Annotated in this window: 23 protein-coding genes; 9 read left to right on the top strand and 14 right to left on the bottom strand. The window is 33.7% G+C overall.

Annotated features, from left to right (window positions below):
• Nucleotides 1-122: 122 nt before the first annotated feature.
• Genes IRZ83_RS11870 through IRZ83_RS11855 form a run of 4 tightly spaced genes read right to left on the bottom strand, consistent with a single transcriptional unit; the run spans nt 123 to nt 2713 of the window.
• Nucleotides 123-320: a hypothetical protein gene (locus IRZ83_RS11870; RefSeq protein WP_194568998.1), complete on the bottom strand. Its 198-nt coding sequence runs from the start codon at nt 318-320 to the stop codon at nt 123-125.
• Nucleotides 321-357: 37 nt separating this feature from the next.
• A complete protein-coding gene (locus IRZ83_RS11865) occupies nt 358-531 on the bottom strand; it encodes a hypothetical protein (RefSeq protein ID WP_194568996.1) in 174 nt (57 codons plus the stop codon).
• 21 nt (nt 532-552) lie between these two features.
• Nucleotides 553-1941, bottom strand: coding sequence for a radical SAM protein (locus IRZ83_RS11860; protein ID WP_194568994.1), 1389 nt, complete (start codon nt 1939-1941; stop codon nt 553-555).
• A gap of 31 nt (nt 1942-1972) precedes the next feature.
• Complete coding sequence (locus IRZ83_RS11855) at nt 1973-2713, bottom strand: prolipoprotein diacylglyceryl transferase family protein (RefSeq protein WP_194568992.1); 741 nt, start codon at nt 2711-2713, stop codon at nt 1973-1975.
• A 218-nt stretch (nt 2714-2931) separates the two neighbouring features.
• Here IRZ83_RS11855 and IRZ83_RS11850 point away from each other — a divergent pair, with 218 nt between their 5' ends.
• Nucleotides 2932-3705 carry a TlpA family protein disulfide reductase gene (locus tag IRZ83_RS11850; RefSeq protein ID WP_194568990.1) on the top strand — a complete coding sequence of 258 codons (774 nt, stop codon included), beginning with the start codon at nt 2932-2934 and terminating at the stop codon, nt 3703-3705.
• 128 nt (nt 3706-3833) lie between these two features.
• Nucleotides 3834-5453, top strand: a complete 1620-nt coding sequence (locus IRZ83_RS11845; protein ID WP_029273662.1) for an ABC-F family ATP-binding cassette domain-containing protein — start codon at nt 3834-3836, stop codon at nt 5451-5453.
• A gap of 58 nt (nt 5454-5511) precedes the next feature.
• Here IRZ83_RS11845 and IRZ83_RS11840 read toward each other — a convergent pair whose 3' ends face one another.
• The 6 genes from IRZ83_RS11840 to IRZ83_RS11815 all read right to left on the bottom strand — a co-directional run bounded on the left by IRZ83_RS11840 (nt 5512) and on the right by IRZ83_RS11815 (nt 8860).
• The gene (locus IRZ83_RS11840; RefSeq protein ID WP_194568988.1) at nt 5512-5682 is read right to left on the bottom strand and encodes a hypothetical protein; all 171 of its coding nucleotides are present in this window, start codon (nt 5680-5682) and stop codon (nt 5512-5514) included.
• A 206-nt stretch (nt 5683-5888) separates the two neighbouring features.
• Nucleotides 5889-6482, bottom strand: a complete 594-nt coding sequence (locus tag IRZ83_RS11835) for a dihydrofolate reductase family protein (RefSeq protein ID WP_194568986.1) — start codon at nt 6480-6482, stop codon at nt 5889-5891.
• Between the two features lie 42 nt (nt 6483-6524).
• On the bottom strand, nt 6525-6920 hold the full coding sequence (locus tag IRZ83_RS11830) for a VOC family protein (protein ID WP_194568984.1): 396 nt from the start codon (nt 6918-6920) through the stop codon (nt 6525-6527).
• Between the two features lie 11 nt (nt 6921-6931).
• Nucleotides 6932-7357, bottom strand: a complete 426-nt coding sequence (locus tag IRZ83_RS11825; RefSeq protein WP_194568982.1) for a helix-turn-helix domain-containing protein — start codon at nt 7355-7357, stop codon at nt 6932-6934.
• A 136-nt stretch (nt 7358-7493) separates the two neighbouring features.
• Nucleotides 7494-8126: a class I SAM-dependent methyltransferase gene (locus IRZ83_RS11820; RefSeq protein ID WP_194568980.1), complete on the bottom strand. Its 633-nt coding sequence runs from the start codon at nt 8124-8126 to the stop codon at nt 7494-7496.
• Nucleotides 8127-8266: 140 nt separating this feature from the next.
• Nucleotides 8267-8860: a hypothetical protein gene (locus IRZ83_RS11815; RefSeq protein WP_194568978.1), complete on the bottom strand. Its 594-nt coding sequence runs from the start codon at nt 8858-8860 to the stop codon at nt 8267-8269.
• Between the two features lie 184 nt (nt 8861-9044).
• Here IRZ83_RS11815 and pyrR point away from each other — a divergent pair, with 184 nt between their 5' ends.
• The 6 genes from pyrR (at nt 9045) to IRZ83_RS11785 (ending at nt 13749) form a co-directional block, all read left to right on the top strand.
• A complete protein-coding gene (gene pyrR, locus IRZ83_RS11810) occupies nt 9045-9584 on the top strand; it encodes a bifunctional pyr operon transcriptional regulator/uracil phosphoribosyltransferase PyrR (protein ID WP_029273655.1) in 540 nt (179 codons plus the stop codon).
• 94 nt (nt 9585-9678) lie between these two features.
• On the top strand, nt 9679-10605 hold the full coding sequence (locus tag IRZ83_RS11805; RefSeq protein ID WP_029273654.1) for an aspartate carbamoyltransferase catalytic subunit: 927 nt from the start codon (nt 9679-9681) through the stop codon (nt 10603-10605).
• A 109-nt stretch (nt 10606-10714) separates the two neighbouring features.
• Nucleotides 10715-11047, top strand: coding sequence for a hypothetical protein (locus IRZ83_RS11800; protein ID WP_029273653.1), 333 nt, complete (start codon nt 10715-10717; stop codon nt 11045-11047).
• Between the two features lie 94 nt (nt 11048-11141).
• Nucleotides 11142-12047, top strand: a complete 906-nt coding sequence (locus IRZ83_RS11795) for a ribonuclease Z (RefSeq protein ID WP_194568976.1) — start codon at nt 11142-11144, stop codon at nt 12045-12047.
• Between the two features lie 381 nt (nt 12048-12428).
• On the top strand, nt 12429-13073 hold the full coding sequence (pdxH, locus tag IRZ83_RS11790) for a pyridoxamine 5'-phosphate oxidase (protein WP_194568974.1): 645 nt from the start codon (nt 12429-12431) through the stop codon (nt 13071-13073).
• Nucleotides 13074-13245: 172 nt separating this feature from the next.
• Nucleotides 13246-13749, top strand: a complete 504-nt coding sequence (locus tag IRZ83_RS11785) for a CAP domain-containing protein (protein ID WP_029273650.1) — start codon at nt 13246-13248, stop codon at nt 13747-13749.
• A gap of 122 nt (nt 13750-13871) precedes the next feature.
• Here the strand turns inward: IRZ83_RS11785 and IRZ83_RS11780 are convergent, their stop codons facing one another.
• The 4 genes from IRZ83_RS11780 to IRZ83_RS11765 form a co-directional block, all read right to left on the bottom strand.
• Nucleotides 13872-15809 (bottom strand): OmpA family protein, encoded by a 1938-nt coding sequence (locus tag IRZ83_RS11780; protein ID WP_194568972.1) that lies wholly within the window; start codon nt 15807-15809, stop codon nt 13872-13874.
• Between the two features lie 11 nt (nt 15810-15820).
• Nucleotides 15821-16738: a type IX secretion system membrane protein PorP/SprF gene (locus tag IRZ83_RS11775; protein WP_029273648.1), complete on the bottom strand. Its 918-nt coding sequence runs from the start codon at nt 16736-16738 to the stop codon at nt 15821-15823.
• A gap of 154 nt (nt 16739-16892) precedes the next feature.
• Complete coding sequence (locus tag IRZ83_RS11770; protein ID WP_194568970.1) at nt 16893-23348, bottom strand: gliding motility-associated C-terminal domain-containing protein; 6456 nt, start codon at nt 23346-23348, stop codon at nt 16893-16895.
• 38 nt (nt 23349-23386) lie between these two features.
• On the bottom strand, nt 23387-23935 hold the full coding sequence (locus IRZ83_RS11765) for a hypothetical protein (RefSeq protein ID WP_194568968.1): 549 nt from the start codon (nt 23933-23935) through the stop codon (nt 23387-23389).
• Between the two features lie 497 nt (nt 23936-24432).
• Here IRZ83_RS11765 and IRZ83_RS11760 point away from each other — a divergent pair, with 497 nt between their 5' ends.
• Nucleotides 24433-24918 (top strand): SixA phosphatase family protein, encoded by a 486-nt coding sequence (locus IRZ83_RS11760; RefSeq protein WP_029273645.1) that lies wholly within the window; start codon nt 24433-24435, stop codon nt 24916-24918.
• Nucleotides 24919-24923 lie beyond the last annotated feature (5 nt).

Here is a 24923-nt window from a genome sequence, read left to right as displayed (position 1 = left end):
TTATTTATTTTTTAATCTGATTTTATATTTCGAATAAATGTATCGAGTTTGGGTGATTTGTTATTTGGTTTTCACCTAGACGAGAGCATTATGAACCTGGCAATTTTATTGCCAGGTTTTTTTTAGTGCATTCCTCCCAATGAGAAATTTGCAGCACATGTACCAAAGCCAATTACAAAACCAACCACAGAATACAAGATGATTTTTAATGATGTATTTTTGTCATCTGATATAAATATCAAACGCAATAATCCGATAAAAAAAGCAAGTATACTTGCTAAGGCAATTAGGCCTCCTGTAAAAACTAAAAAATCTCCCATATTTAGATCTTTTTTTTAGGTGAGTTAAACTATAAAGTTACAGACCGCTTATTATTAAGGCACATGTTCCAAATCCAATTACGGTAATGACAATAGGAATTAACATTAGGGTTAGATAAAATTTTTTGTCTTCTTTTCTAAAAATTAAACCAATTAGACCAATCAAGAACATTGCTGTAAAAATAACGCCAATAAATATTAATGCTTCCATATTTCAGACTAATTTAAACAACTAGACAGTTAATTCTTGTCGGATTTTTTCAATTTTATTATCCCTGTAAAATAAATTCATGGTTTCGAAAGGAATAATTTTCATTTTATCGCTTACAATGTGAACACATGATTTTTTTACAGCTCTTACATCAAAATCATGGGCATCCATAAAATTCATAATTAAAATTCGAAATAAATTATTATAATTCAAGGTATCTGACTGAACTCTTGGCAGACAGCACATCAATTCATTAAATTCTCCTTCTGCACAATCCACAGAAATACCAGTACTAAATAAGTTAAGCATATGTGTTTTTAGCTTTTCATCATGCTCAAAAACAATTGTATTTTTTGAGTTGTTTAACAAATCTTCTGGGTTTATTAAATGAGTCATTGGAAAAACTTCGCCATCTATTTTAAGAGCATATGCCATACACAAAGCGTCTGGATTACAAGGAACAGGAATGAGATCCTGAGGTGTAAAAAGAGGATATTGCTCGTAAATTTTTCTTCGTACTTCTGTCAAGGTTATTCTTCCCGAAATATCATCATAGTTGTCATTTCTGCCTGCAACCTGTGTAGGTTGAAAAGTGACACCACGAACACATTTCTGTTGTAATGCATACTCAATTATTTTTCCAATCTCATCGTCATTTTCTCCTTTTTGAAGTGTGATTACTAGTGTGGTTGAGATATTAAACTGATTTAAATTTTCTATTGCTTTTTTGCGTATTTCTGTTAGGTCTTCACCTCGTAATTTTTCTAATACTTCTGGTTTAAAACTGTCAAACTGCAAATAAATTTCAAAGTCAGGCATATACGTGGCCAATGTTTCTACAAATTTGATGTCTTTTGCAATTCGAATACCATTTGTATTAAGCATTAAATGCTTGATTGGTTTGCTTTTGGCTATATCTAAAATTTTAAAAAATTCTGGATGTACTGTTGGTTCTCCTCCAGAAATCTGAACAACATCGGGTTCTCCTTCATTAGCCACAACAGCATCAAACATTTTTTCTATTTCTTCTAAAGTCCGGTGTCTTCCATAGTTTGGAGCTGAGTTTGCATAGCAAGTAGGACATGCTAAATTACATCGGTCTGTAACTTCTACAATCGTCAGACAAGAATGCTGTTCATGATCTGTACATAATCCGCAGTCGTAAGGACATCCGTAATGCACTTTTGTATTGAATTTTAAGGGCATTTCAGACTTCTTGTTGTAATTACGTAATTGTTTATAATAATTTACATCATCCGCAATCATCGACTTTGATTCACCATGTGTTTTACAATGTTTGAGCATCCAAACTTTATCGTCCTGAAATACAATTTTTGTATCTACAAGTGCCAGACATTGATGACATAGACTCTTGGTGTAATCGTAAAATATATAGTCGCGAGTTTTCATTAAAATATTTTTATGTTATAAAGTACGTTTTTTATTTATAGCTAAAGGAAAATTCCTTGTAAAGAAATTTCCAATAGTAAACAAAAATTAAAATAGAGCTCCATTGTATACTGCTCAAATTAAGCAGCAAAGGCTCGTATGGTTTTAAAAATTCAATTAAAAAACGAAACAGAAAATATAAAATCATAAAGATTTTAAAACGGTCACCATTCAGCAGCGCTTTATTTTTTATACTTTGAAAAAAGATAAAAAGCAGAATCATGAAAAACATTTCATATAATGCAATAGGATGTCTTTTTAAACCGTCACCTAAATTAATTCCTGTAAAAAAGTTAGTTTCTATACCGTAAGTAGGTTCTGCCATTCCCATCGAAAAACATCCGATACGTCCAATAAACAGAGCTGTTATTATTGGAATTACGTATAAATCTCCCGACGAAGATTTTTCTCCAATCGCTTTTTTTATAAGCTCGACACCAAATAATCCTCCTAGAAAGCCGCCTGCAACCGTTTTATTTTGATATAAGGTTAAAAAAGTTTGATGGGTTATTTGAGATGGATTTTCTAATAAAGCAATAAATCGCGATCCGATCAACGCTCCAACCATTGCTCCGATCATAATAACTAAACGATTGGTGTCTGATATTGAATCTTGAGTTCTCTTTCTTAGAAAATAATAAATTCTTATTCCAACAAAAAAAGCTAACGTTTCAAATATAAAATGCCAGTAAAAAGTTTTTTCAAAAATTTCAAATTGAAAAGGAAACGTCATTTTTAGTCAGAATTTTTTGCGAATATAAGGAAATCACATCAACATTTAAATAAACTTTCAAAAAAGAATGACAATCTGTTTAATTATATTTTTTACACAGTGAAATTATCAAAATTAGCCAAGCTGTCATTGTAGTTGTAAAAAAGTAAAAGTTTTGTTCTAAAAAACTCCATAGATTTTTAAGTACTTTTGAATCTCATTATATCTGATTAAAATTCATGCATAAATTCATTTACATAAATACTTTTCTTTTAATTCTTAATTTCTGTTCGGCCCAAAACAAATTCGGAAATCCTGAAGTTGATCCCATTCAAATTCAGAAAAGTTATACGGAATGGTCGGTTTATCAGAATAAAAAAATAATGCTTTCGCGAGATTTTACAGCTCTTGATTCTTCTTCTAAAGAAATTTCAAAAGAGGCTTTTTTGGATCAATTAGCAAATGGAAATTTTATTCCAATTCGGTTAAAAACAGATAACTCTACATTCTATTATAAGTTGTTCAAAATTCTGCCAAAGACAGATACAAGCATCAAAGCAACAATCAATCAGATTGGTTTTGACGCTTACAAAAATTATAAAATGGAAGGAATTGTTTTTCCGAAATTCTCCTTTAAGGATTTAAATGGAAATTTAGTGACCAACGAATCCATGAAAGGAAAAATTATCGTGATAAAATGCTGGTACATTCATTGTACACCTTGTATAAAAGAATTTCCGCAAGTCAATAAATTGGTTGAAGAATACAAAGATCGAAAAGATATTGTTTTTATGAGTTTAGCCGAAGATTCACCAGAACAATTAAAAACATTTTTGGCTAGAAAACCATTGTCATATTCGGTAGTTCCAGATATGAAAGAATATATGAATGAATCTTTGCAGTTGAATTCATTTCCAACACATTTTATTTTAAATAAAGAAGGTTTGATTGCTAAAGTCCTTCCGAATTTTGAAAGTCTGGAAGTTGCGCTGACCAAGGAAAGTAAATTGTAAAAGATTAGAAGTTAGATGTTTTTAGGATAATCATTTTATATTTTACAATTTACATTTCACATCATGACACCTTTGCAACTCTGAACCTTTTTCACTACTTTTGCACGAAATTAATTAAAAAGACATTCATGTTAACAGTCAATAATTTATCAGTTCAATTTGGCAAACGAATTTTGTTTGACGAAGTAAATACCACATTCACTCACGGAAATATTTACGGCGTTATTGGAGCCAATGGTGCTGGAAAATCAACATTTCTAAAAATCATTTCAGGCGATATCGACCCAACTTCTGGACATATTCATTTAGAACCGGGAAAACGTATGTCGGTTTTGAATCAAAATCACAACATGTTTGATGAGCATACTGTCTTGGAAACGGTTTTGATGGGAAATAAAGTTTTGTATGCTGTTAAAAAAGAAATGGATGAGCTTTATTTAGACTATAACGATAAAAACGCAGACAGAATTGGAGAACTTCAAGTTCAGTTTGAAGAAATGAACGGTTGGAATGCAGATTCTGATGCCGCTGCAATGTTGTCTAACTTAGGAATCAATGAAGAACATCATTATACTTTAATGGGTGATTTGGAGGGAAAAATCAAAGTTCGTGTACTTTTGGCGCAGGCACTTTTTGGAAACCCAGATCTGCTTATTATGGATGAGCCTACCAACGATTTGGATTTTGAGACAATCGCTTGGTTAGAGAATTTCTTGGCAAATTATGAAAATACTGTAATAGTAGTATCTCACGACCGTCACTTTTTAGATGCGGTTTGTACACATATTTCGGATATCGATTTTGGAAAAATTAATCACTATTCAGGAAATTATACTTTCTGGTACGAGTCTAGCCAATTAGCGGCAAAACAACGTGCACAGCAAAACAAAAAAGCAGAAGAAAAGAAACAGGAACTTGAAGAATTTATTCGTCGTTTTAGTGCGAACGTTGCAAAATCTAAACAAGCAACTTCTCGTAAAAAAATGATTTCTAAATTGAATATTTCTGAAATCAAACCATCGAGCCGTCGTTATCCTGCGATTATTTTTGATCAAGATCGTGAAGCTGGAGATCAGATTTTAAACGTTGAAAATTTATCGGCGTCTATTGATGGTGATCTTTTGTTTAAAGATGTTGATTTAAATATGGCAAAAGGCGATAAAATCGTTCTTTTTTCTAAAGATTCACGTGCTACAACAGCTTTCTACGAAATTTTAAATAACAACCAAAAAGCAGATTCTGGAACTTTTGATTGGGGAATTACAACAAATCAAGCGTATTTGCCAGCTGAAAACCATTCGTTTTTTGAAAATGATTTAACACTAGTAGATTGGTTGCGCCAATATGCTAAAACAGAAGAAGAGCGTGATGAGGTTTTTATTAGAGGTTTCTTAGGGAAAATGATTTTCTCAGGAGAAGAAGCTTTAAAAACAAGCCGAGTGTTATCTGGAGGAGAAAAAGTACGTTGTATGCTTTCTAGAATGATGATGGAACGCGCTAACATCTTAATGCTTGACGAACCAACCAATCACTTAGACTTAGAGTCGATTACAGCTTTTAACAACTCTTTGAAAAACTTTAAAGGTTCTGTGATTTTTACCACACATGACCACGAATTTGCTCAGACTGTTGGTAATAGAGTAGTGGAGTTAACGCCAAATGGAGTTATCGATCGCTATATGACGTTTGATGAGTACTTGGATGATGAAAAAATTCAGGAATTGAGAAAGAAGATGTACAATTTATAATATTGTAAGAGCGTATAAAAAAAATCCCGATCGTTTTGCGATCGGGATTTTTTTATGTTTATTTTTTGAAAAGTCTGGCGAAGATCCAAATAATGATCGCAACAATAAAGATTACGATAAATATCCCGAATCCCATTCCGGCTTTAAAAATGTCTCCAATAACTTCGCAACTTGTAAATGAAAATAGTATTACGAATACCATTAACAAACGTGTAATGTTCTTTTGCATGATTTTGCTGTTTTAATTGTTTTAAAAAGAATTTAGTATTCTAATTATCGTACAATAAAATTACTTTAATCAGCAAAAAAATGTCTTATATAATTTTTAGTAAAAGTTCTATGATTTGCCTTATATAATAAAAAGCCTTCTATCGAATTATATTCGAGTGCTGGATTTTAATTCAGTTTGAAATCATTAACACATAAATCTAGATTTTATTCTCCAATAGTTCCAGTTTTAACTTCTCCATCCCGTTTATAACTTACAGCAATTACACCGCTTGGCGTTATAGTACTTTCTGTTAGTTTAAATCCGGATGGAAAAGCGCCATCGTCAAATAGTTTTTTCCCTTTACCCAAAATTATGGGATGAATCTTTAGTCCAAGTTCGTCGACTAAATCATTTTTGAGTAACAGCTGCACAAGTGTTGCGCTTCCCCAAACTTTTATATCACCGCCTTCAGAATTTTTAAGTTTTTTGATGTCTTCTACAGTAGAAAGAAATTCGGAGTTTTCCCAATCAGAGTTTTTTCTGGTTGAGGACAAAACGTATTTTGTTACTTCATTAATTCCCGGCCAGCCTTCTGCGTGTTTTGGCCAATATTCTTCAAAAATATCGAATGTTTTTCTGCCTAAAAGAATATCTGCCGGTTCCATTTGTTTTTGCATAACCTTGCCATATTCTTCATCTCCAAAAGGCGCCACCCAGCCACCATATTCAAAACCGCCTGAGGTATCTTCTTCAGGTGCGCCCGGTGCTTGCATTACTCCGTCGATTGTAATCATCGATAAGACAATTATTTTTCTCATAGTCGTAAGTTTTTTGTTTCTCAAATATACTGAAATAAAATACTATAACATTTCAATAAGCTGAATATGGTTGCCGCAAGTATCGTTTAATACAGCAATTTTTACAGTTCCCATTTCAGTTGGTTTCATGCTGAATTCGACGCCAAGATTGATCAAACGGTCGTATTCTGCCTGAACATTATCTACGTTAAATTGTGTGTACGGAATTCCGGCTTCAAAAAGTGCTTTTTGATATACTTTTGCAGGTTCAAAATGGTTAGGTGATGGTTCTAATAACACTTCAGTTCCCTCTTGTTCGTCTTTTGCAACAACGGTCAGCCATCTGCTGGTTTCACTTAAAGGCACATCGTATTTTTTTACAAATCCCAATTTTCCGGTATAAAATTGCAATGCTTTTTCTTGGTCTTCAACGGGAATTCCCATAACTTTTACTCTCATCTTTTTCTCTTTTAAAATTGACTAGTGCAAGTTTGTAAATCTAATTTTAAATTACTTTGCGAAAATTGCTTTTTTTGAAATTCAATAGGAGCGACTCCAATTTTACTTTTGAATAAAGTACTAAACGAACTCGGACTTTCAAATCCAACAGCAAAACAAGTTTCGGTTACGGTCATTCCGTTTTTTAGGTATTGCTTCGATTTTTCAATTCTTTTATCTATCAAATATTGTTTGGGTGTTACGCCATAATATTTTTTAAACAATCGTAATAAATGAAATTTTGAAGTAAATTGAGTATGAGAAAGCAAGTTCAAATCCAGTTCTTTATCAAAATTGTGTTCAATAAACTTTCGCGTACGAATCACGGTTCGAATTTGCCCTTCGTTCGAATAACAAATGCTTTTAATGCGATTAAGTTCTTGCTGATAAAAGTTCATTTAATAATTCTTTTAATTTGAGATACTTTGCCGGCACAGAAATATTTCTGATTTATCGTTGTGTAGATCTGGCGATTGGATTTTTCTTGTTCTATCAAATTTATGAAAAAGATTTTCAAATAAATTAAATACTATACTATTCGATTTTCTTTGCCATTATTATAGTGTGAATTTCAAAATCAGTGGCTTTTGGATATTGAACTTCGAATGATTTAACAATTTCAAAATGATTTTTAATAAGTTGATTCTCTACATCTGCAAAAAGATGATAATAAAAATAGGTGCGATCGCCTGTACTTCCCGAAATAAAACCCGATTGAGAAGGCTTTCCTTCAATAAAACTGATGTACAAAATGCCTTTCGTAGTAAGTAATGTATTAGCGTCGTATATTAATTTTGAAGCATCTTCTTCTGAAAGATAAGGTAAACAAAAACCACACATAACGGCATCAAATTTTTCATTGACTTCGTCTAATTTTCGTGTGTCCATGATTTCAAAACTAGCAGAAGGATTGTTTATTTTAGCCAATTCGACCATTTTTGGCGCAATATCGATGCCTTTAATTTTTAAATCAGGATTTTTTGATAACAAATATTTGGTAATATTTCCTGGGCCACAACCAATTTCAAAAATATTGAGTTGATCCTCTTTTAGAGTGTCAAGAAAAAAGTCATAAGTTTCATTATACAAACTTAAATTCATAAACTTATCTTCATAAAGACTTGCAATTTTATTCCAAGTCTCAAAAGTTTCTTTGTAAGGATCCATAAAATTTATTTGTGTTTTTGCTTGGACTTTGAATTATGTATTAATTATAATCTTATTTTTTTGGACTAATAACCGTTCTTTTTATTATAAAATATGGCGCAGCTATAGAGGAATTAGGTTTTAGCTTCTTTGGTCATTTTTTATTTTATATACTTTCCATTTACATATTTACACTCTGTTTTTACTCCTTCATCATTTATTGAAAATAAGATTCCATTTTTTTTATTATTCAAATATTCGCACCTATAAACTATTACGCCATCTTTAAAATCTTCTTCTAAAGTTTTTTCTTTTTTTGTGTTGTAATAGGTTATCCATTTAAAATCAATTGAATATTCATATCTAATTCTTTTTTCTTTAAAACCATTATCATCATAAAAGAATTCTTCAGCTACTTTTCTTGTTTTCCCATTAAAATATATTGTATATTTTTTTAATTGTCCATCGATGAAATTCTCTTCATAAACTAGATGTTTTTTATGCTTATAACTTTGTACTTTTCCGCTATAAAGTTGACCTGTTTCAACTTTATAACATAATCCCTTATCAAAATATACTTGTTTATATCTTAAGCTGTCTTGAGAATATATATTAAGAGAAAATAATAAAATTAAAAGTAATAGTTTTTTCATTTTAAATGTTTTAAAGTTCAATTTGAAGTTTGCCTTTTCAATGATTAATGCATCGGCTATTTTGGGGCTAACTTGCTCAGTTTTTTTTCTTGGTGTGGCCATTTATTATTTTTCAGTTTAAATATTAAATGCGAACTTTTAAAAGTAAGATTTTATTTTCTAAAATAACAAAATTCCAAATTCCAAATTTCCCACCCAAAACCAAAAAAAAATATTTCCCCACCCAACACCCCAACAAATAAATTCTGATTTCGTATATTTGCCCAACCAAACATTACACTTAATTATGAGCCAAAAAGTATTACTTAATTCAAAAGAAGTTACTATCATACTCCATCGTTTGGCTTGTCAGTTAATCGAAAAACATCTTGATTTCTCGGATACTATTTTAGTCGGAATCCAGCCAAGAGGCGTTTTTTTAGCTGAACGTTTAAAACAAATTTTAGAAAACGAATATAAGGTTCCCGAAATTTCTTTGGGATATCTAGACATCACTTTTTTTAGAGATGACTTTCGTCGTACAGATAAACCACTTGAAGCCAACAAAACACAAATCAATTTTATAGTCGAAGACAAAAAGGTCATTTTTATCGATGACGTTTTGTTTACTGGACGAAGCATTCGTTCTGCCTTAACCGCAATTCAGTCTTTTGGGCGACCATCAGAAATCGAATTGTTAGTGTTAATTGACAGGCGTTTTAGCCGAAACCTGCCAATTCAGCCCGATTACCGCGGCCGTCAGGTTGATGCTATTAATAATGAAAAAGTAAAAGTAAGCTGGAAAGAAAATGAAGGCGAAGATGTAGTTTACTTAGTGACAAATTAAGTTTAATCGGTTAACCGGTTAATTGTTTAATCGGGAGAAACGATTAAACGGTTTAACAAAAACGATTAGACAAATAAAATAATTAAACATAAAGATGAAAGAATTAAGCGTAAATCATTTATTAGGAATTAAATACATCAACGAGAATGATATTAACCTAATTTTTGAAACGGCAGATCATTTTAAAGAAGTCATTAACCGACCTATTAAAAAAGTTCCTTCATTACGAGATATTACTATTGCTAACATTTTCTTTGAAAACAGTACCAGAACAAAACTTTCGTTTGAGTTAGCCCAAAAAAGATTATCTGCAGATGTCATCAGTTTTTCTGCAGCACAGTCTTCGGTTAAAAAAGGAGAAACACTTATTGATACTGTAAACAATATCCTTTCTATGAAAGTAGATATGGTTGTAATGCGCCACTCTAATCCCGGAGCGGCTTATTTTTTGTCTAAAAATGTCAAAGCAAGTATCGTAAACGCTGGCGACGGGGCGCACGAACATCCAACGCAGGCTTTGCTAGACAGTTATTCTATCAGAGAAAAACTGGGCGATGTTGCCGGAAAAAAAGTAGTTATTGTAGGCGATATTCTGCATTCGAGAGTTGCCTTGTCTAATATATATGCTTTGCAGATGCAAGGTGCAGAAGTAAAAGTGTGCGGGCCAAAAACCCTGATTCCGAGATACATCGAATCGCTTGGCGTTACGGTCGAGCCAAATTTGAGAAAAGCATTAGAATGGTGCGATGTTGCCAATATGCTTCGGGTACAAAACGAGCGTATGGATGTGAATTTTTTTCCTTCAACACGCGAATACGCACAACAATATGGAGTTGATAAACCGCTTTTAGATTCTCTTGGAAAAGAAATTGTTATTATGCACCCGGGACCAATCAATAGAGGAGTAGAGATAACTTCTGAAGTGGCAGATTCTGATCATTCAGTAATTTTGAATCAGGTGGAGAATGGTGTAGCAATCAGAATGGCGGTTATTTATCTTTTGGCGTCTAAAATACAATAAATTTAGTTTTTTTGTTTCAGTTTTCAAGTTTCACGTTGTTTGACGTTCAGCTTGGTAAACTTGAAACTTGAAACTTGAAACAAAAATAAAAACTTTGTACCTTAGTAAAATGAAAGTAGATCAAAAAGGACATACCGTTACTATTAAAGATACTCAAGGAGATATTAATTCTTTTTTGGATAAAGTGACGCAACAGTTTAAAACCTTTGAAAAACATAATATTATAATCGATTTATCATCTGATCAAGCATTGTCAGAAAGTGATTTGAAACTTTTTTTACCGCTTTCGAAACAACAGAAAAAATCAAAAAAATCATTTGTAATTGTAGTTGCTGATCTTGATTTTAACGCAATTTCTGATAAATTAATTGTAGTTCCTTCTCTTTTAGAAGCACACGATATTATCGAAATGGAAGAAATTGAGAGAGACCTCGGGTTTTAATTGTAGATTTTAGATTTTAGAGTTCAGATTTTTAGATTTTGAATGTTGAAGTCTAAATCATCTTCAATCTAAAATCTAAAATCAATAATCTAAAATGAAATTAACTATACTTGGCTGTTACGCCGCAACTCCTAGAACACTCACAAACCCAACTTCGCAGGTTTTAGAAATTAAAAACAGAATGTTTTTAATTGACTGTGGAGAAGGAACTCAAGTTCAATTACGAAAAAATAAGATTAAATTCTCAAAAATTAATCACATTTTTATTTCGCATTTGCATGGAGATCACTTTTTTGGATTAATAGGAACCATATCAACTTTTGCACTTTTAGGACGAACAACTGATCTGCACATTTACGGTCCAAAAGGAGTGAAGGAAATTATTACGTTGCAATTAAAATTATCAAATTCTTGGACAACTTATGATTTGTTTTTTCATGAATTAGAATCAAAAGAAAGCGAAATTATTTTTGAAGATCAAAAAGTTGTGGTAAAAACGATTCCGCTGAAACACCGCGTTTACACGAACGGATTTTTGTTTCAAGAAAAGCCAGGCGAAAGAAAACTAAATGTTGATGCCGTACAGCAATATGAAATTCATACTGCTTATTATCAGAAAATAAAAAATGGAGGTGATGTTACCCTTGACAACGGAACTGTTATTAAAAACGAACAGTTATCTTTTGATCCAATTTTGCCTTTGAGTTATGCTTTTTGCTCAGACACTGCTTATAAGGAAGATATAATTCCGATAATTAAAAATGTAGATGTTCTGTATCATGAATCTACCTTTTTAGAATCAGAAGCTCCTTTGGCACAAAAAACCTTGCATTCTACAGCAAAAGAAGCAGCGAATATTGCACTTAAAGCAAATGCAAAACATTTAGTTTTAGGACATTATTCAACAAGATACGACGGCATAGAACGTTTTAAAGAAGAAGCAGAAACCATTTTTCCGAATGTGCTTTTAGGAGATGACGGGAGAAGTTTTGAATGGTAGAAATTAGAAATTAGTTATGGGTTTCTAATTAGGAACATTTAATATAAAATCTAACATCTAAGAAGTCCAACATCTAAGAAGTATAATATCTAAGAAGTATAATATCTAAGAAGTCCAACATCCAAGAAGTCTAACATCTAAGAAGTCTAACATCTAAGAAGCCAACATCTAAGAAGCCAACATCCAAGAAGTCCAACATCCAAGAAGTCTAATATCTAAGAAGTCCAACATCCAAGAAGTCCAACATCCAAGAAGTCTAACATCTAAGAAGTCTAATCTAAGAAGTCTAACATCTAAGAAGTCTAACATCTAAGAAGTCTAACATCTAAGAAGTCTAATATCCAAAAATCTAAGAATCCAAAAATCTAATAATCTAAAAAAATGAATGATTTAAGCAATTATAGAAAGTCTTACGAGAAAAGCGAATTATTAGAAACTAATATTCCAGAAGATCCAATTAATTTATTTAATAGGTGGTTTCATGAAGTTGAAGATTTCGGTGCAGGCGGAGAAGTCAATGCAATGACAGTTTCTACAATTGGTTTGGATGGATTTCCTAAATCTCGTGTTGTTTTATTGAAGAAATTTTCTGAAGAAGGTTTTATTTTTTATACCAACTATAATTCTGAAAAAGGAAAAGCAATAGCTGCGAATCCGCATGTTTGCTTGTCTTTTTTTTGGCAGGAAATGGAACGTCAGGTAATTATTAAAGGAATTGCGCAGCGAACTTCTGAAAATATATCAGATGGCTATTTTGATTCTCGCCCGGACGGAAGCAAGTTAGGCGCGATTGTATCAAATCAAAGTGAAGTGATTCCCTCACGCGCTTTTTTAGAGGAAAATTTAAAAAAACTGGAAGCTGCTTTTGAAGGAAAATCAATTCCGAGACCGGAAAATTGGGGAGGCTTTTTAGTGACTCCATTAGAAGTAGAATTTTGGCAAGGAAGACCAAATAGACTTCATGACAGAATTCGCTATTCAAGCCAATCTGATTTTTCATGGAAGATTGAAAGATTGTCTTCTTAGTTGTAAGAAAATTATTTTATATTTATTATTTTAAGTGTAGTTCATCGATTAATTTTGTAGTTTACCGATAATTTAAATATGTTTGGTCCAGAAAAAGAAAGTATTACCCAAATATAAAGATTTAAAGGATTTGCCCCAACATTTACTTTAATGCATTAACTACTGTTTGATTATGAAGAAGATTATGCGCGTCATGTTGTTCATTGCAATGCTAATTGCAATGAACTCATGCTCTGCTGATACAGCAGATGGAAATGATAATAGTACTCCAACAGAAGAGACTCTGATAACAAACTACACTTACAACGATTCAGAGTTAGAAACAATGCAATTAATAAACGAATATCGATTAAGTATTGGTTTGAATGCATTGCAAATAATTAATCACATTTCTGCTAAATGCCAAGAACACAATACTTATATGATCGCGAATAATGTGATGAATCATAACGATTTTGTCTTGCGATCTGATAATCTTGTAAAAGTGCTTGGAGCAAAAAAAGTAGGAGAGAATGTTGCCTACAATTACAAAACTTCAGAAGCAGTTGTAAAAGCTTGGTTAGAAAGCCCAGGACACAAAGAAAATATCGAAGGAGATTATACTCATTTTGGTCTGGCAGTAACTACTGATAAAACTGGAAAAAAATATTACACTAACATATTTGTTAAGATTTAAGATTAATTGAAAACTGGTTGGTTTTTTAGTGATCGTTGTAACTCCTAGAGTTGCAACGGTTTCTTTTTTTATAAAAAAAGCTGTCTTTGCAGACAGCTTAAGAAGTATGATAATCTAATTAACTAAAGTGCGGTAATAATAAATTCGCTTCGTCTGTTTTCCTGATGCTCAGCCTCGCTACATGCAACTCCATCTGCACATTTATTTACAAGCTGCGTTTCTCCATATCCTTTTCCAATCAATCTGTTGGCCGCTACACCATTTTTAATAAGCCATTGTATAGTAGATTTTGCTCTTCTGTCAGACAATGCTTCATTGTATTTGAATGTTGCACGGCTGTCTGTATGTGAGCGGATGTCAAGTTTCATTGTCGGATGGTCATTTAATACAGCTAATATTTTTTCTAAATCAAGAGCTGCTTCTGGTCTGATATTCGATTTATCCAAATCAAAGTAAATCATTTTAATGCCAAAACATTTTCCTAAATCATCACCAACCGTTACTTTGCATTTGCCATTTACCAACCCAATTGGCAGACTTGTTTTTCCGGTTACTTTTCCGATGGTTATATTTACTTCCTTGGTTTCATAGTCTTGTTTTTCAGCTCTTACGTTGTATGTTTTGCCACATTCAACAGGAAAACTGTAAAGACCAGCTGCGTCTGCAATAACTGTATTTTTGATTGCCATATTTTCATATAAAGTGACTTTTGATCCTGGCAAAATTGCATTTGTTTCGATGTCGGTAATAGTTCCGTTTAATTCTTGAATGCATTTTAGTTTTCGAGTTTCTAAAAATTTATAAATGTCGTCAGAACCTTGACCGCCATCTTTGTTAGAACTGAAATAACCTTGTCGTGTTACCGGATCTATTATATAAGCAAAATCATCTTTTGGAGAATTGACATCGGCTCCTACATTCTGAATACTGCTTATCGTTCCGTTACTTTCAATTTCTCCCACAAAAACATCTAAGCCTCCAAGTCCGGGATGCCCGTCTGATGAAAAGTAAATTTCATCTTCGCTGGTTACGTATGGGAATGTTTCTTTTCCTTCAGTATTAATGCTATTTCCTAAATTTTCTGGAGTACCATAGCTTCCGTCGTTATTTATCGTTACTTTATAAATATCAGACTGGCCAAGCGTTCCCGGCATGTCAGATGCAAAATACAGAGTTTTCTCATCAGGACTTAATGCAGGATGCGCCGTACTGTAGTTGTCACTGGTAAAAGGCAGTGCTGTTATATTTGTCCATTTATCATTATCAAGCGTAGCTTTGTATAATTTTACTAACGTAATTTTATTGTCGTCTTTTCCCTTCTTGCCATTAATAAAATTGTTTCTTGTAAAATAAACTGTTTTTCCATCTTTCGAAAAAACAGGTGTTGCTTCGTGAAACTTACTGTTTAATGATGTTTTGAATTTGTTTACTTTAGTTGTTGTGTTTGTTGACGGATCGATATCTGCATCATAAAGATTGGTGAAATATTCTCCAGTCCATTTGTGTTTTCTTTGAGAAAAATTACCCGTATCTCTGGCAGAAGCGAAATACAATTTGTTTTTATAAACGAATGATCCATAATCTGAATATTTGCTGTTAACTCCAGCATCTTCTATTTTGTAACGTCCAGAATTTGCTTTAATTTGCTCTAGATAATTGACATCTTCTTTATACAGTTTTGCTCTATTGTCTGTTTTGTTTTTGGAGTTAAATTCGTCGAAGATTTTGTTTGCTTTTTCTGTTTGTCCAATTGATTTTAATGATTGTCCGTATCTGTAATAATATTCAGGTTCTACTGCAGTATTCATGGCAAATAATTCTCCGTACCATTTTGCAGCGCCTTCAAAATCCGAATTAAAGTAATAGGAATTTCCAAGTTTTTTGAACATATCTTCAGACTTATATCCTTTTTCAGCTACTCTTTCGTAGGCCTTTATTGCATCAACATAAGCGTAGCTATCGTATTTTTTATCGGCTGCATTTATCTTTGATTGCTGCGAGTAACTGTCGAATGAAAAAATACAGACAAATGTTAAGCAAAGTAAAATAGAATTTTTCATAATTATTATTTTTAGAAGAAACGAGGAGTTGTCATTTTACTATTGTTTTTGAAGAATTCATAGCGCAGAAAAATTTCGTGCGATCCTGAATTGTAATTGTTTAAGTTAGTAGTTTCACGATCATAGCCATAACCTAAATAAAGACCGTCTGTGATTTGAAAACCAACCATTGCGCTTAATGAAGCACTCCATCTGTATGCTATACCAACTACGAATTTTTCGACAAACATAAAGTTAGCAGAAATGTCTACCTGCAGTGGTGCACCTTCTACCATTTTAGCCAGCGCTGCTGGTTTGAATTTTACATATTGATATTTATCCAAATCAAATACATAACCCGCCATCAAATAATAATTGATTTTATCTTTGTAAATGGCGACATCGTTGTCATCGTATCGATTGGTTTCAATGAAATTTGGTACAGACAGACCAACATAGGCTTTATCAGAATGCCAATAAACTCCAGCTCCTACATTTGGAGAAAATTTATTGTTTAAATCCTGAAATTGAGGATCGCCTTGGTCTTCTGGATTTAGCTTATTTACATCTAAATTGAATAAATTAGCCGTTCCCTTAATACCAAATGAAAGTTTAAAATTGGCGGATGTTTGAACAGTGTATGACAAATCTACAGAGAAATCATTTTGGTTTGTTGGACCAATTTTGTCATTTACTAATGAAAGACCAACTCCTAAATTACTGTTGTTAATTGGCGTGTTCACAGAAAAACTGCTTGTTTCTGGTGCTCCATCCAATCCGACCCATTGCGTTCGGTATAACCCAAATACACTTAAAGCTCCACGAGAACCTGCATAGGCAGGATTTATGTTTATTGTGTTGTACATATATTGCGTATATTGTGCATCTTGTTGCGCATTACTTGCAATGGTGACAAACAGAATGACGAAGTAAAATAGTTTTGTTCTCATAGTAGATATTTATTATGTCAATTATTACTATTGATTTATCAATTAAATCCTATTAAAAAATCCAAAATAATTTTAAGAACAAATTTAAGGAATTTTTTTATAAAATAATATAAATTAATGATATATAGCTTTAGTTATCAGGGTGTTATGATTTTTATTTAGAAAGATACAGGTAGCCGTCTTTCTTATTGTTTTGAATTGCATTATTTCCGTCTAAGGATTTATAAGTAACGATATAGAAATAAGTTCCGGTTGGCAAGCCATCTGATTCTTTCACTGTAGTTCTGCCTCTTGAAGTTCCGTCAAATACATTTGTGGTGTTGTTATAGTTAGATGTTTCAAATACTAATATTCCCCAGCGATTATAAATCTCGACTGTATTTTCAGGATAACATGCAATATCATCAATACTGTCAATTTTGAAAATATCATTTATTCCGTCCCCATTAGGTGAGAAAGCATTGTGTATAACAACATTGCCACAGGCTAATACTTGGCAGTCATCGTTTATTTCCATATTAACGACAATACTTCTTGGACAGCTTTGATCCGTTATTTTATATTCAAATACATAATTTCCAAGAGCGAGACCAAAGGGATTGAGGGTATTTCCGTTTAATGCATTAGTGTTGCTTGTGTCAATCCATGTTCCAGTTGCAGGAGTATTTGCAGGAAGCAAGGCACGCAGATCGACAAGCGTTGAATCATCGGCGCAAGCCTGACTAGAAATAGTAGTCACGCCAATTGGAAGAACAGTTACAGTAACAAGTCCACTATCGCAGTTCGATGGATTTAGCTTTTCACATATTTGATAGGTGTAAGTATAAGTTCCTGCTGGAGTCAAACTTCCGACATTAATATTGCCAGAAGTATCAATCGTAATGTTGGGATCTGTTTTTACTGCTGTATTGTTTGCAGTTGCCAAAGTAAAATTCACTACTTGCAATGTTGCAGGAGCTTGATATAACAGGTCATTGGTTAAAACATTTCCAACCAGTCCAAAGGTGTTGCAGCCAATATTGTTATAAGAATCGTCATTAGCAATAATTGCACCTGATGAAACTATTATAGTTACTGTTGCGGTGTCGCAGTTTCCAAAATTGGCATTTTCACAAATTTGGTAAGTTAAAATATAAGTTCCTGCCGGTGTATTTGGAGCAACATTTACTGACCCATCAGGATTTAAAGCCAAAGTTCCAGTAGGATCTGGTGTCACGGTTGTCAGCGTCACGTCGTTAGGATTTATTGGCAAATTGTTTAACGTATCATTAGTGTAAACATTTACCACATTGGTTCCTCCAGAAACTCCATTTATAGGCCCAGCTGTATCATCATTCGCTACTATTGCAAATGTTGGTCTGGCAATACAGTACGGATCTGCCGGCGGATAATTTACAATTATAGTTTCACTTGGATTGACAGATATCGTCAATTTCGCTGTTGCACGCAATGTTTCAAATCCGTCTGCGCCTTGAATCCATTTGTTGTTTTGAAACAGCCATCCTGGCCAATCGATTCCATTACCTGCCTGATCTACTACTGCCCCTGGCCATAATATTCTTCCGCTAAGCGGCAAATTAGTCATAGTGGTAATTATGTTATTGTTGTTGTCAGCCCAGACAATGGTTACACCATTTATCGGAATGAAATTTCCGGGAATTATGGCATAGTCAACATAGGGAACATCATTCACACAAATTGGAGTTGCAGTAACAGTCATTACAGGAGCTTCTATGGTAATACTTACCGTTGCAGTATCACAATTAGAAGTTTGATCAGCTTCGCAAATCTGATAAACTAAAGTTAAATTTCCAACGGGAGCATTTGGCAAAACATCTACAGAACCATCAGGATTTAATTGTAAAAACGCATTTGGTGTTACTGTAGTTATAATAACATCCGAAGCTTTTACAACAACGCCTTCAAGCGTATCATTTGGCAATACATTCAGCACATTTGTGGTGATGTGATTAACACCAGCTATTGGGCCAGCAGTATCATCATTGGCAACAATATCTAAGTATTCTCTACAATTCACACCAAAATCAGCATCTAAATGAACTAAATCTTCTGGTGTTACAGTTACAATTAATTCGGCATTAGTGGTAGTCTGACAAACAGTATGCAATTGCGATTTATTAGTTTTAGATGTTATTTTCTTTGCTGTATTTGATGGCAGTACTTTTACTAAACCTGTAGCTCCCAAAGCTGCGGCAACAGCATTTAAATTTCCATCTCTAACTAATTTTATATTATAGTCGCCAAACGGATTTGCACTTTCTGGTCTGTTTCTCCAAAAACCCTGAATCCCAATAATTACTTCATCATGATATCCATTAGGTCCATCAATAATAATATTTGAGCTGTTTGCATTTCCAAAACCTCCTGCATTTAATTCGCCTGCATTTAACGGACCTGCAAAACTTCCGTCTCCATTCAAATCAAGCCATTCCCATTTGCTGTAGTCAATCGCGCCTTCGCTGTCCGGAATATTTTTAGTTACAATGCCGTCATTATTCGCATCATACCATTCATCTTGAAGCCCGTTTCCATTTGTATCATACCAAACGTAATCTCCTAAAACAGGAAGATCTGATTTTCCATATTTGAAATCATGTTCCTGAATTACACAATCCTCAAGAGCAGTAAAAAACAAACTTGAATCAACAGGATACAATTGGTAAGCACTATTTAAATTAGCATCCTGAACTTGAACTAAGTAATTTCCTTTTGGCATTCCAGAAAAACTGTAAAGACCATCTATATTGGTTATGCGTATTTGCGTAGAACCAGGAGTCGTGCCTTGCGGAATCAATGTCACTGGTAGATTGGCAAGAGGCATATTTTTATCTCCATTTATTACATGTCCAAATATTTTGACAGTGTAAGTCGGCTGTTTTATAGTAACTGAAGCAGTTGCAGTACATGTTTGGTTACTATTTACTGCTGCTGCAGTAAGTGTGTAAGTTCCTGCGGGCAAATTAGAATTGCCAACAACCTCGTTATTTTCATTTGTAATAACTACAGTTGAACCCAAACTGTTCGTAACTAAAATAGAGCCGTCTTTTCCGCCAAAACAAGTAGTGTTTACAGCAACTCCAGATACAGCAACCTTATTTTCTACTGTGAAAGTTTGTACCAAATCCGTTTTATTGCCCGCACAATCTGTCAAAGTGTATGTTCTGGTTAAGATATAGGCATTTCCTTCACAACCGCTGGCTCCGTTGTTTGAGTCACTAACAGTAATTTTTACATCTCCACTGCAATTGTCTCTAGCATTTGTTATTTCTTGTGGATTTGCCGCTGGAATGTCAGTGATGTTTTGTAAACCTGCAATATCTGCAGGAGCTGTTCCTGTTGGTGCAATACTGTCTTTTACAGTTATAATTTGAGTATATGTTGCCTGGTTTCCTGCACAATCACTCGTAGACCATTTTCGTGTTAAAGTATAGTTCGTAGCACAAGTATTTTGAATATTGTTTTTAGTTTCTGAGAATACAATTGGTAAGTTTCCATTACAATTATCAGAAGCTTCAACATCCGCAGCTTTTGGAACAGCATCACAGGAAACTGTAATATCTGTTGGAAGATCGCCTGCAAATAGTGGAGCCGTTGTGTCTTGAATTGTAATTACTTGCGTAAAAGTTTGAGAAGTATTCCCGCAATCGTCTTTTACAGTCCAAGTATTGGTATAAGTTCCTGCATTGGAACATCTGGTAGACGGTACAAATGAGCCGCTGATTTTTACAATATTGCTGACGTCATTATCACATAAATCAGAAGCCACAGGAAATAACGCTTGCGCGGATGCCAAAGCAGTCTGGTCACTGCATTCGATTGTTTTGTTTAAAGAGGCAGTTTGAGTAATCCAAGTTGGAGCCGTTGTGTCCTGAATTGTAATTACCTGTGTAAAAGTTTCAGAAGTATTCCCGCAATCGTCTTTTACAGCCCAAGTATTGGTATAAGTTCCAGCGTTGGAACATCCAGCAGAAGATACAAATGAACCGCTGATTTTTACAATATTGCTGACGTCGCCGTCACATAAATCAGAAGCCACAGGAAATAACGCTTGCGCGGATGCCAAAGCAGTCTGGTCACTGCATTCGATTGTTTTGTTTAAAGAGGCAGTTTGAGTAATCCATGTAGGAGCCGTTGTGTCCTGAATTGTAATTACCTGTGTAAAAGTTTGAGAAGTATTGCCACAATCGTCTTTTACAGTCCAAGTATTGGTATAAGTTCCAGCGTTGGAACATCCAGCAGACGGTACAAATGAACCGCTGATTTTTACAATATTGCTGACGTCACCGCCACATAAATCAGAAGCGACAGGAAATAACGCTTGCGCGGATGCCAAAGCATTCTGGTCACTGCATTCGATTGTTTTGTTTAAAGAAGCAGTTTGAGTAATCCAAGTCGGAGCCATTGTGTCCTGAATTGTTATTACCTGTGTAAAAGTTTGAGAAGTATTCCCGCAATCGTCTTTTACAGTCCAAGTATTGGTATAAGTTCCAGCGTTGGAACATCCAGCAGAAGATACAAATGAACCGCTGATTTTTACAATATTGCTGACGCCACCGTCACATAAATCAGAAGCGACAGGAAATAACGCTTGCGCGGATGTCAAAGCAGTCTGGTCACTGCATTCGATTGTTTTGTTTAAAGAAGCAGTTTGAGTAATCCAAGTCGGGGCCATTGTGTCCTGAATTGTAATTACCTGTGTAAAAGTTTCAGAAGTATTATTACAAATATCTTTTGCTATCCATGTATTGGTATAAGTTCCTGCATTGGAACAAGATACAGAAGCTGTAAACGCTCCGCTTGTTTTGGTATAAGTGACTGTTCCGGTGCAGTTATCTGTTGCCAAAGGGGCTTTCGCTTGTGCAATTAACAGACCAGCCCCATCGTTGCACTGCAAATTTACATTCAAAGCTGTTGCAGCTGTTGTCCATGCTGGCGCCGTTGTGTCCTGAATTGTGATAGTTTGAGATTTTGTTATAGTACCGCAACTGGTAACAACTTTAAAAGTTCTAGTAACTATTTTCGGGCAAGTTCCAGTTGAGACATCACTGTAGGTCAAAGTATAATTTCCGATATTCGCATTATTCGAAATAGACCCTCCTGCATTTGTCAACTGAGCAAGCGTAATAGCAGTATCGATAGTTTTATATTGTAAACTTGTAATTGCACTAGTATCACATCCGGAAACAGTTTCATTTCCAGGAGCTATAAGCGCGGCGGCTGGACTAATTGTAACTGTCGAAGCTGCTGAGGTTAATTCACAATTGGTTGAGCCATTTTTAACTTTTACTTTATAAACTCCACTAGAAGTCACAGCTAATGTTGATTTTGTTTCGCCATTAAGCACAATATTATCCTTGTACCAAACATATGTTGGTGAAGATGCATTTGTATTTGCGGTTAATGTAGTCGAACCGCATGCAGTCAGAACTCCCGTAATTGTTGGAATACATGGAACAAAATAAGTTGGAGTTGTTATTGTTTTTGAATCGTTCGCACAAGATGAATTTTTATAATTAAAAGTTGAACTGCTCACATTTTGAGTTCCACAAACACTGCCTGTTGGAGTCAATTGATAATTTAATGTAATTGTTTCAGAATTCAAAAAGTCTGTATTCCATGTAATTACCTGTCCAGATGCTGAAGCGGTTCCTTTTGTAGTCGTAATATCACTAATTGTAAAGCCTGCAATAACAGTTTCTTGTTGTACTAGAGTCTGAGCAACCCAAGATAGTTGTGAAGCAATCTGGTTGTAAATGGATGTTAAATTGGCACCGCTGTTTGTAATATATGCTGCACTTCCCTGTATTTGATCTAGCGTATATTTAGCCACATTTCGGTCACTTCCTTCGGTATTTATATTTCCGCTGATACCTCCAAAAAGACCAACAGCAAAAACTTGATTATTGTATACAACACTTGATTTTGTTGTGGTTTTTGCATTTGTAGAAGCGTTTATGGCATCGGTAACGCATTGAGACGTTTTGCTGACATTACAATCAGTAGATCCATTTACGCCTGTTTTATTTGTTACTCCATCTGTCAATAAAATGATACTTCTTGCCGTACTGCAGTCAAATCTGCCATTGGTTTCTAATTCGGTTTCAGATTTTAAAATACCCGCATAAATATTGGTAGAATTAGTTGCCTGTAAACTATTAATTTGGTTTTTTACAGCAGTCACACCAGCCGCATTTAAGTACGTAAGCCCAATTTTTAAACTTGCAGTTGTACTGTATGCCACAATTGCAATTCTATTTTGAGGATTTATTTTAGCTTGATCAATAAATGCTATTGCTGCGCTTTTTGCATAATCCATAGATGTTTTTAAATCTCCGCTGATAGTATTTCCCATACTGCCAGAAATATCTATTGCCAATATTACATCAGAATTTCTCGTCGTAGGATCTGAACCTGTAATGTCTATTTTTACATTGACAATACCGCAATTGTCTGGATTCGCACTCACGGTTTTATTTGTTGTTACGTTTTGAGCGAAACCAAATGAAGATGACAGAATAAATAATACTGGAAAGTATATTTTTTTTATATCTAGTAAATTAGTTCTGAAAGAGAGTAATAGTTTTTCCATTTTAAATGATTTTAAGGGAATACCTGATATAGCGTTTTTTAATCATTAACTGGATTAATGACAAGAGTGTGCAAAACTGTAGACGCAGCAACAGAACAGTTTTTAGATTTTGCAGAAACCTGATCACAGGACCATTTGTTTATTGCAGTTCCAGCAGGAACAGTTACATGAATGTAAAAATTTGAAGATTCTCCAGGACTTAGCGTAATCTCTGTAATGGTACTTTTTGCAGAGTCAATAAAAGAGCTGGTAATTGAAATGTTCGAAGCTGTTGAGGTTCCGTCTGTATTAGAACAAGTCGAGTTTATATTTAAAATCTCTAAAACATAAGTATCTGTTGAGGTTCCCGTATTGGTAAGAATCATTGAATAATAAGTTCCATCTAATGGCGTGCTTCTTGTATTTCCATTATTTTCAACAATCAAGTTTACATTACAAGAACCAGATTGTGCAAATGAAATAGTAGAGATTAAACAAAACAGTATAGAGAAAATGTTTTTTTGAAAAATGTTTTTTCTAAAGGAAAAAATAAACTTACAATTGTTAACAAACTTTACTGCTTTTTCAAGAGTAGATGTAGTTTTCATAATTTAAGATTTAGTTTGTGTTATTTATTATATTTTAACAGAATCAAAATTATATGAGAGTTTTTGGTTTTGATTTTTTTTGTCTGCAACTAACCTAAAAACTCGTTCAACTACTTCTTTTTAGATAATTATTGTCTCAAAAAAATGCTTTTTTGATCAATTTCATCAAATTCAGAAACTCAATTTTGTTCTTTTTTTGATGAAAAACCATGTATTTCATGGATTATAAAGTATTAATAATCAATTATTTAGTTAATTTTTTGCAAATACTAAAATATCGACCAACTGCCCGCTTTAAGGGATGAAGTGCACTTTTTGCAAAAAATTGAAAAAATGAGTAATAGAAAATCACGTAAGTTTTTTAGATGTTATTCTTGTTAAAATTTTCATTTCAATGTTAACAGAAATAAAAAATAAGAGACTATTGAGAATTCTTTTGTAAATTAGAACTTAGAAAATAGTTTTCGTCTACGCATTTTTATTAATAATCTCTTTTTATGAAAAACTTAATCTTAATACGACACGCAAAATCAAGTTGGGAAGCACCTTTAAAAGATTTTGACAGACCTTTAATGAAAAGAGGGATTTTAGATGCCCACGAAGTTTCTTCAAATATTTCAAAATATCTTCCTAAAACATATATTATATGGAGCAGTACTGCGGCGCGTGCCTCAGAGACTGCTCTTATTTTTGCTCAAAACATTTCTTACCCCATAGAAAGCATCGTTTACAAAGACGAACTTTACACCTTCGACAGCAAACAGCTCGAAAAAGTTATTAAATCGTGTGATAATAGTTTCGAAAGCGTTATTCTTTTTGGACATAACGAGGCTATTACAAATTTTGTTAATAAATTTGGGGATGTTTTTATTGAAAACGTTCCTACTTCAGGCTTTGTATCCCTGCAGTTTGATACAGAGAGCTGGGATGCTCTAAATAAAGGCAAAACCCATAAAACAATTTTCCCCAAAGATTTAAAATAAATACA

It is taken from the genome of Flavobacterium sp. JLP (assembly GCF_015350755.1).
Lineage (GTDB): Bacteria > Bacteroidota > Bacteroidia > Flavobacteriales > Flavobacteriaceae > Flavobacterium.
Note: the sequence above shows the minus strand (reverse complement) of the source record. Positions and strands in the feature narration are given on the sequence as shown.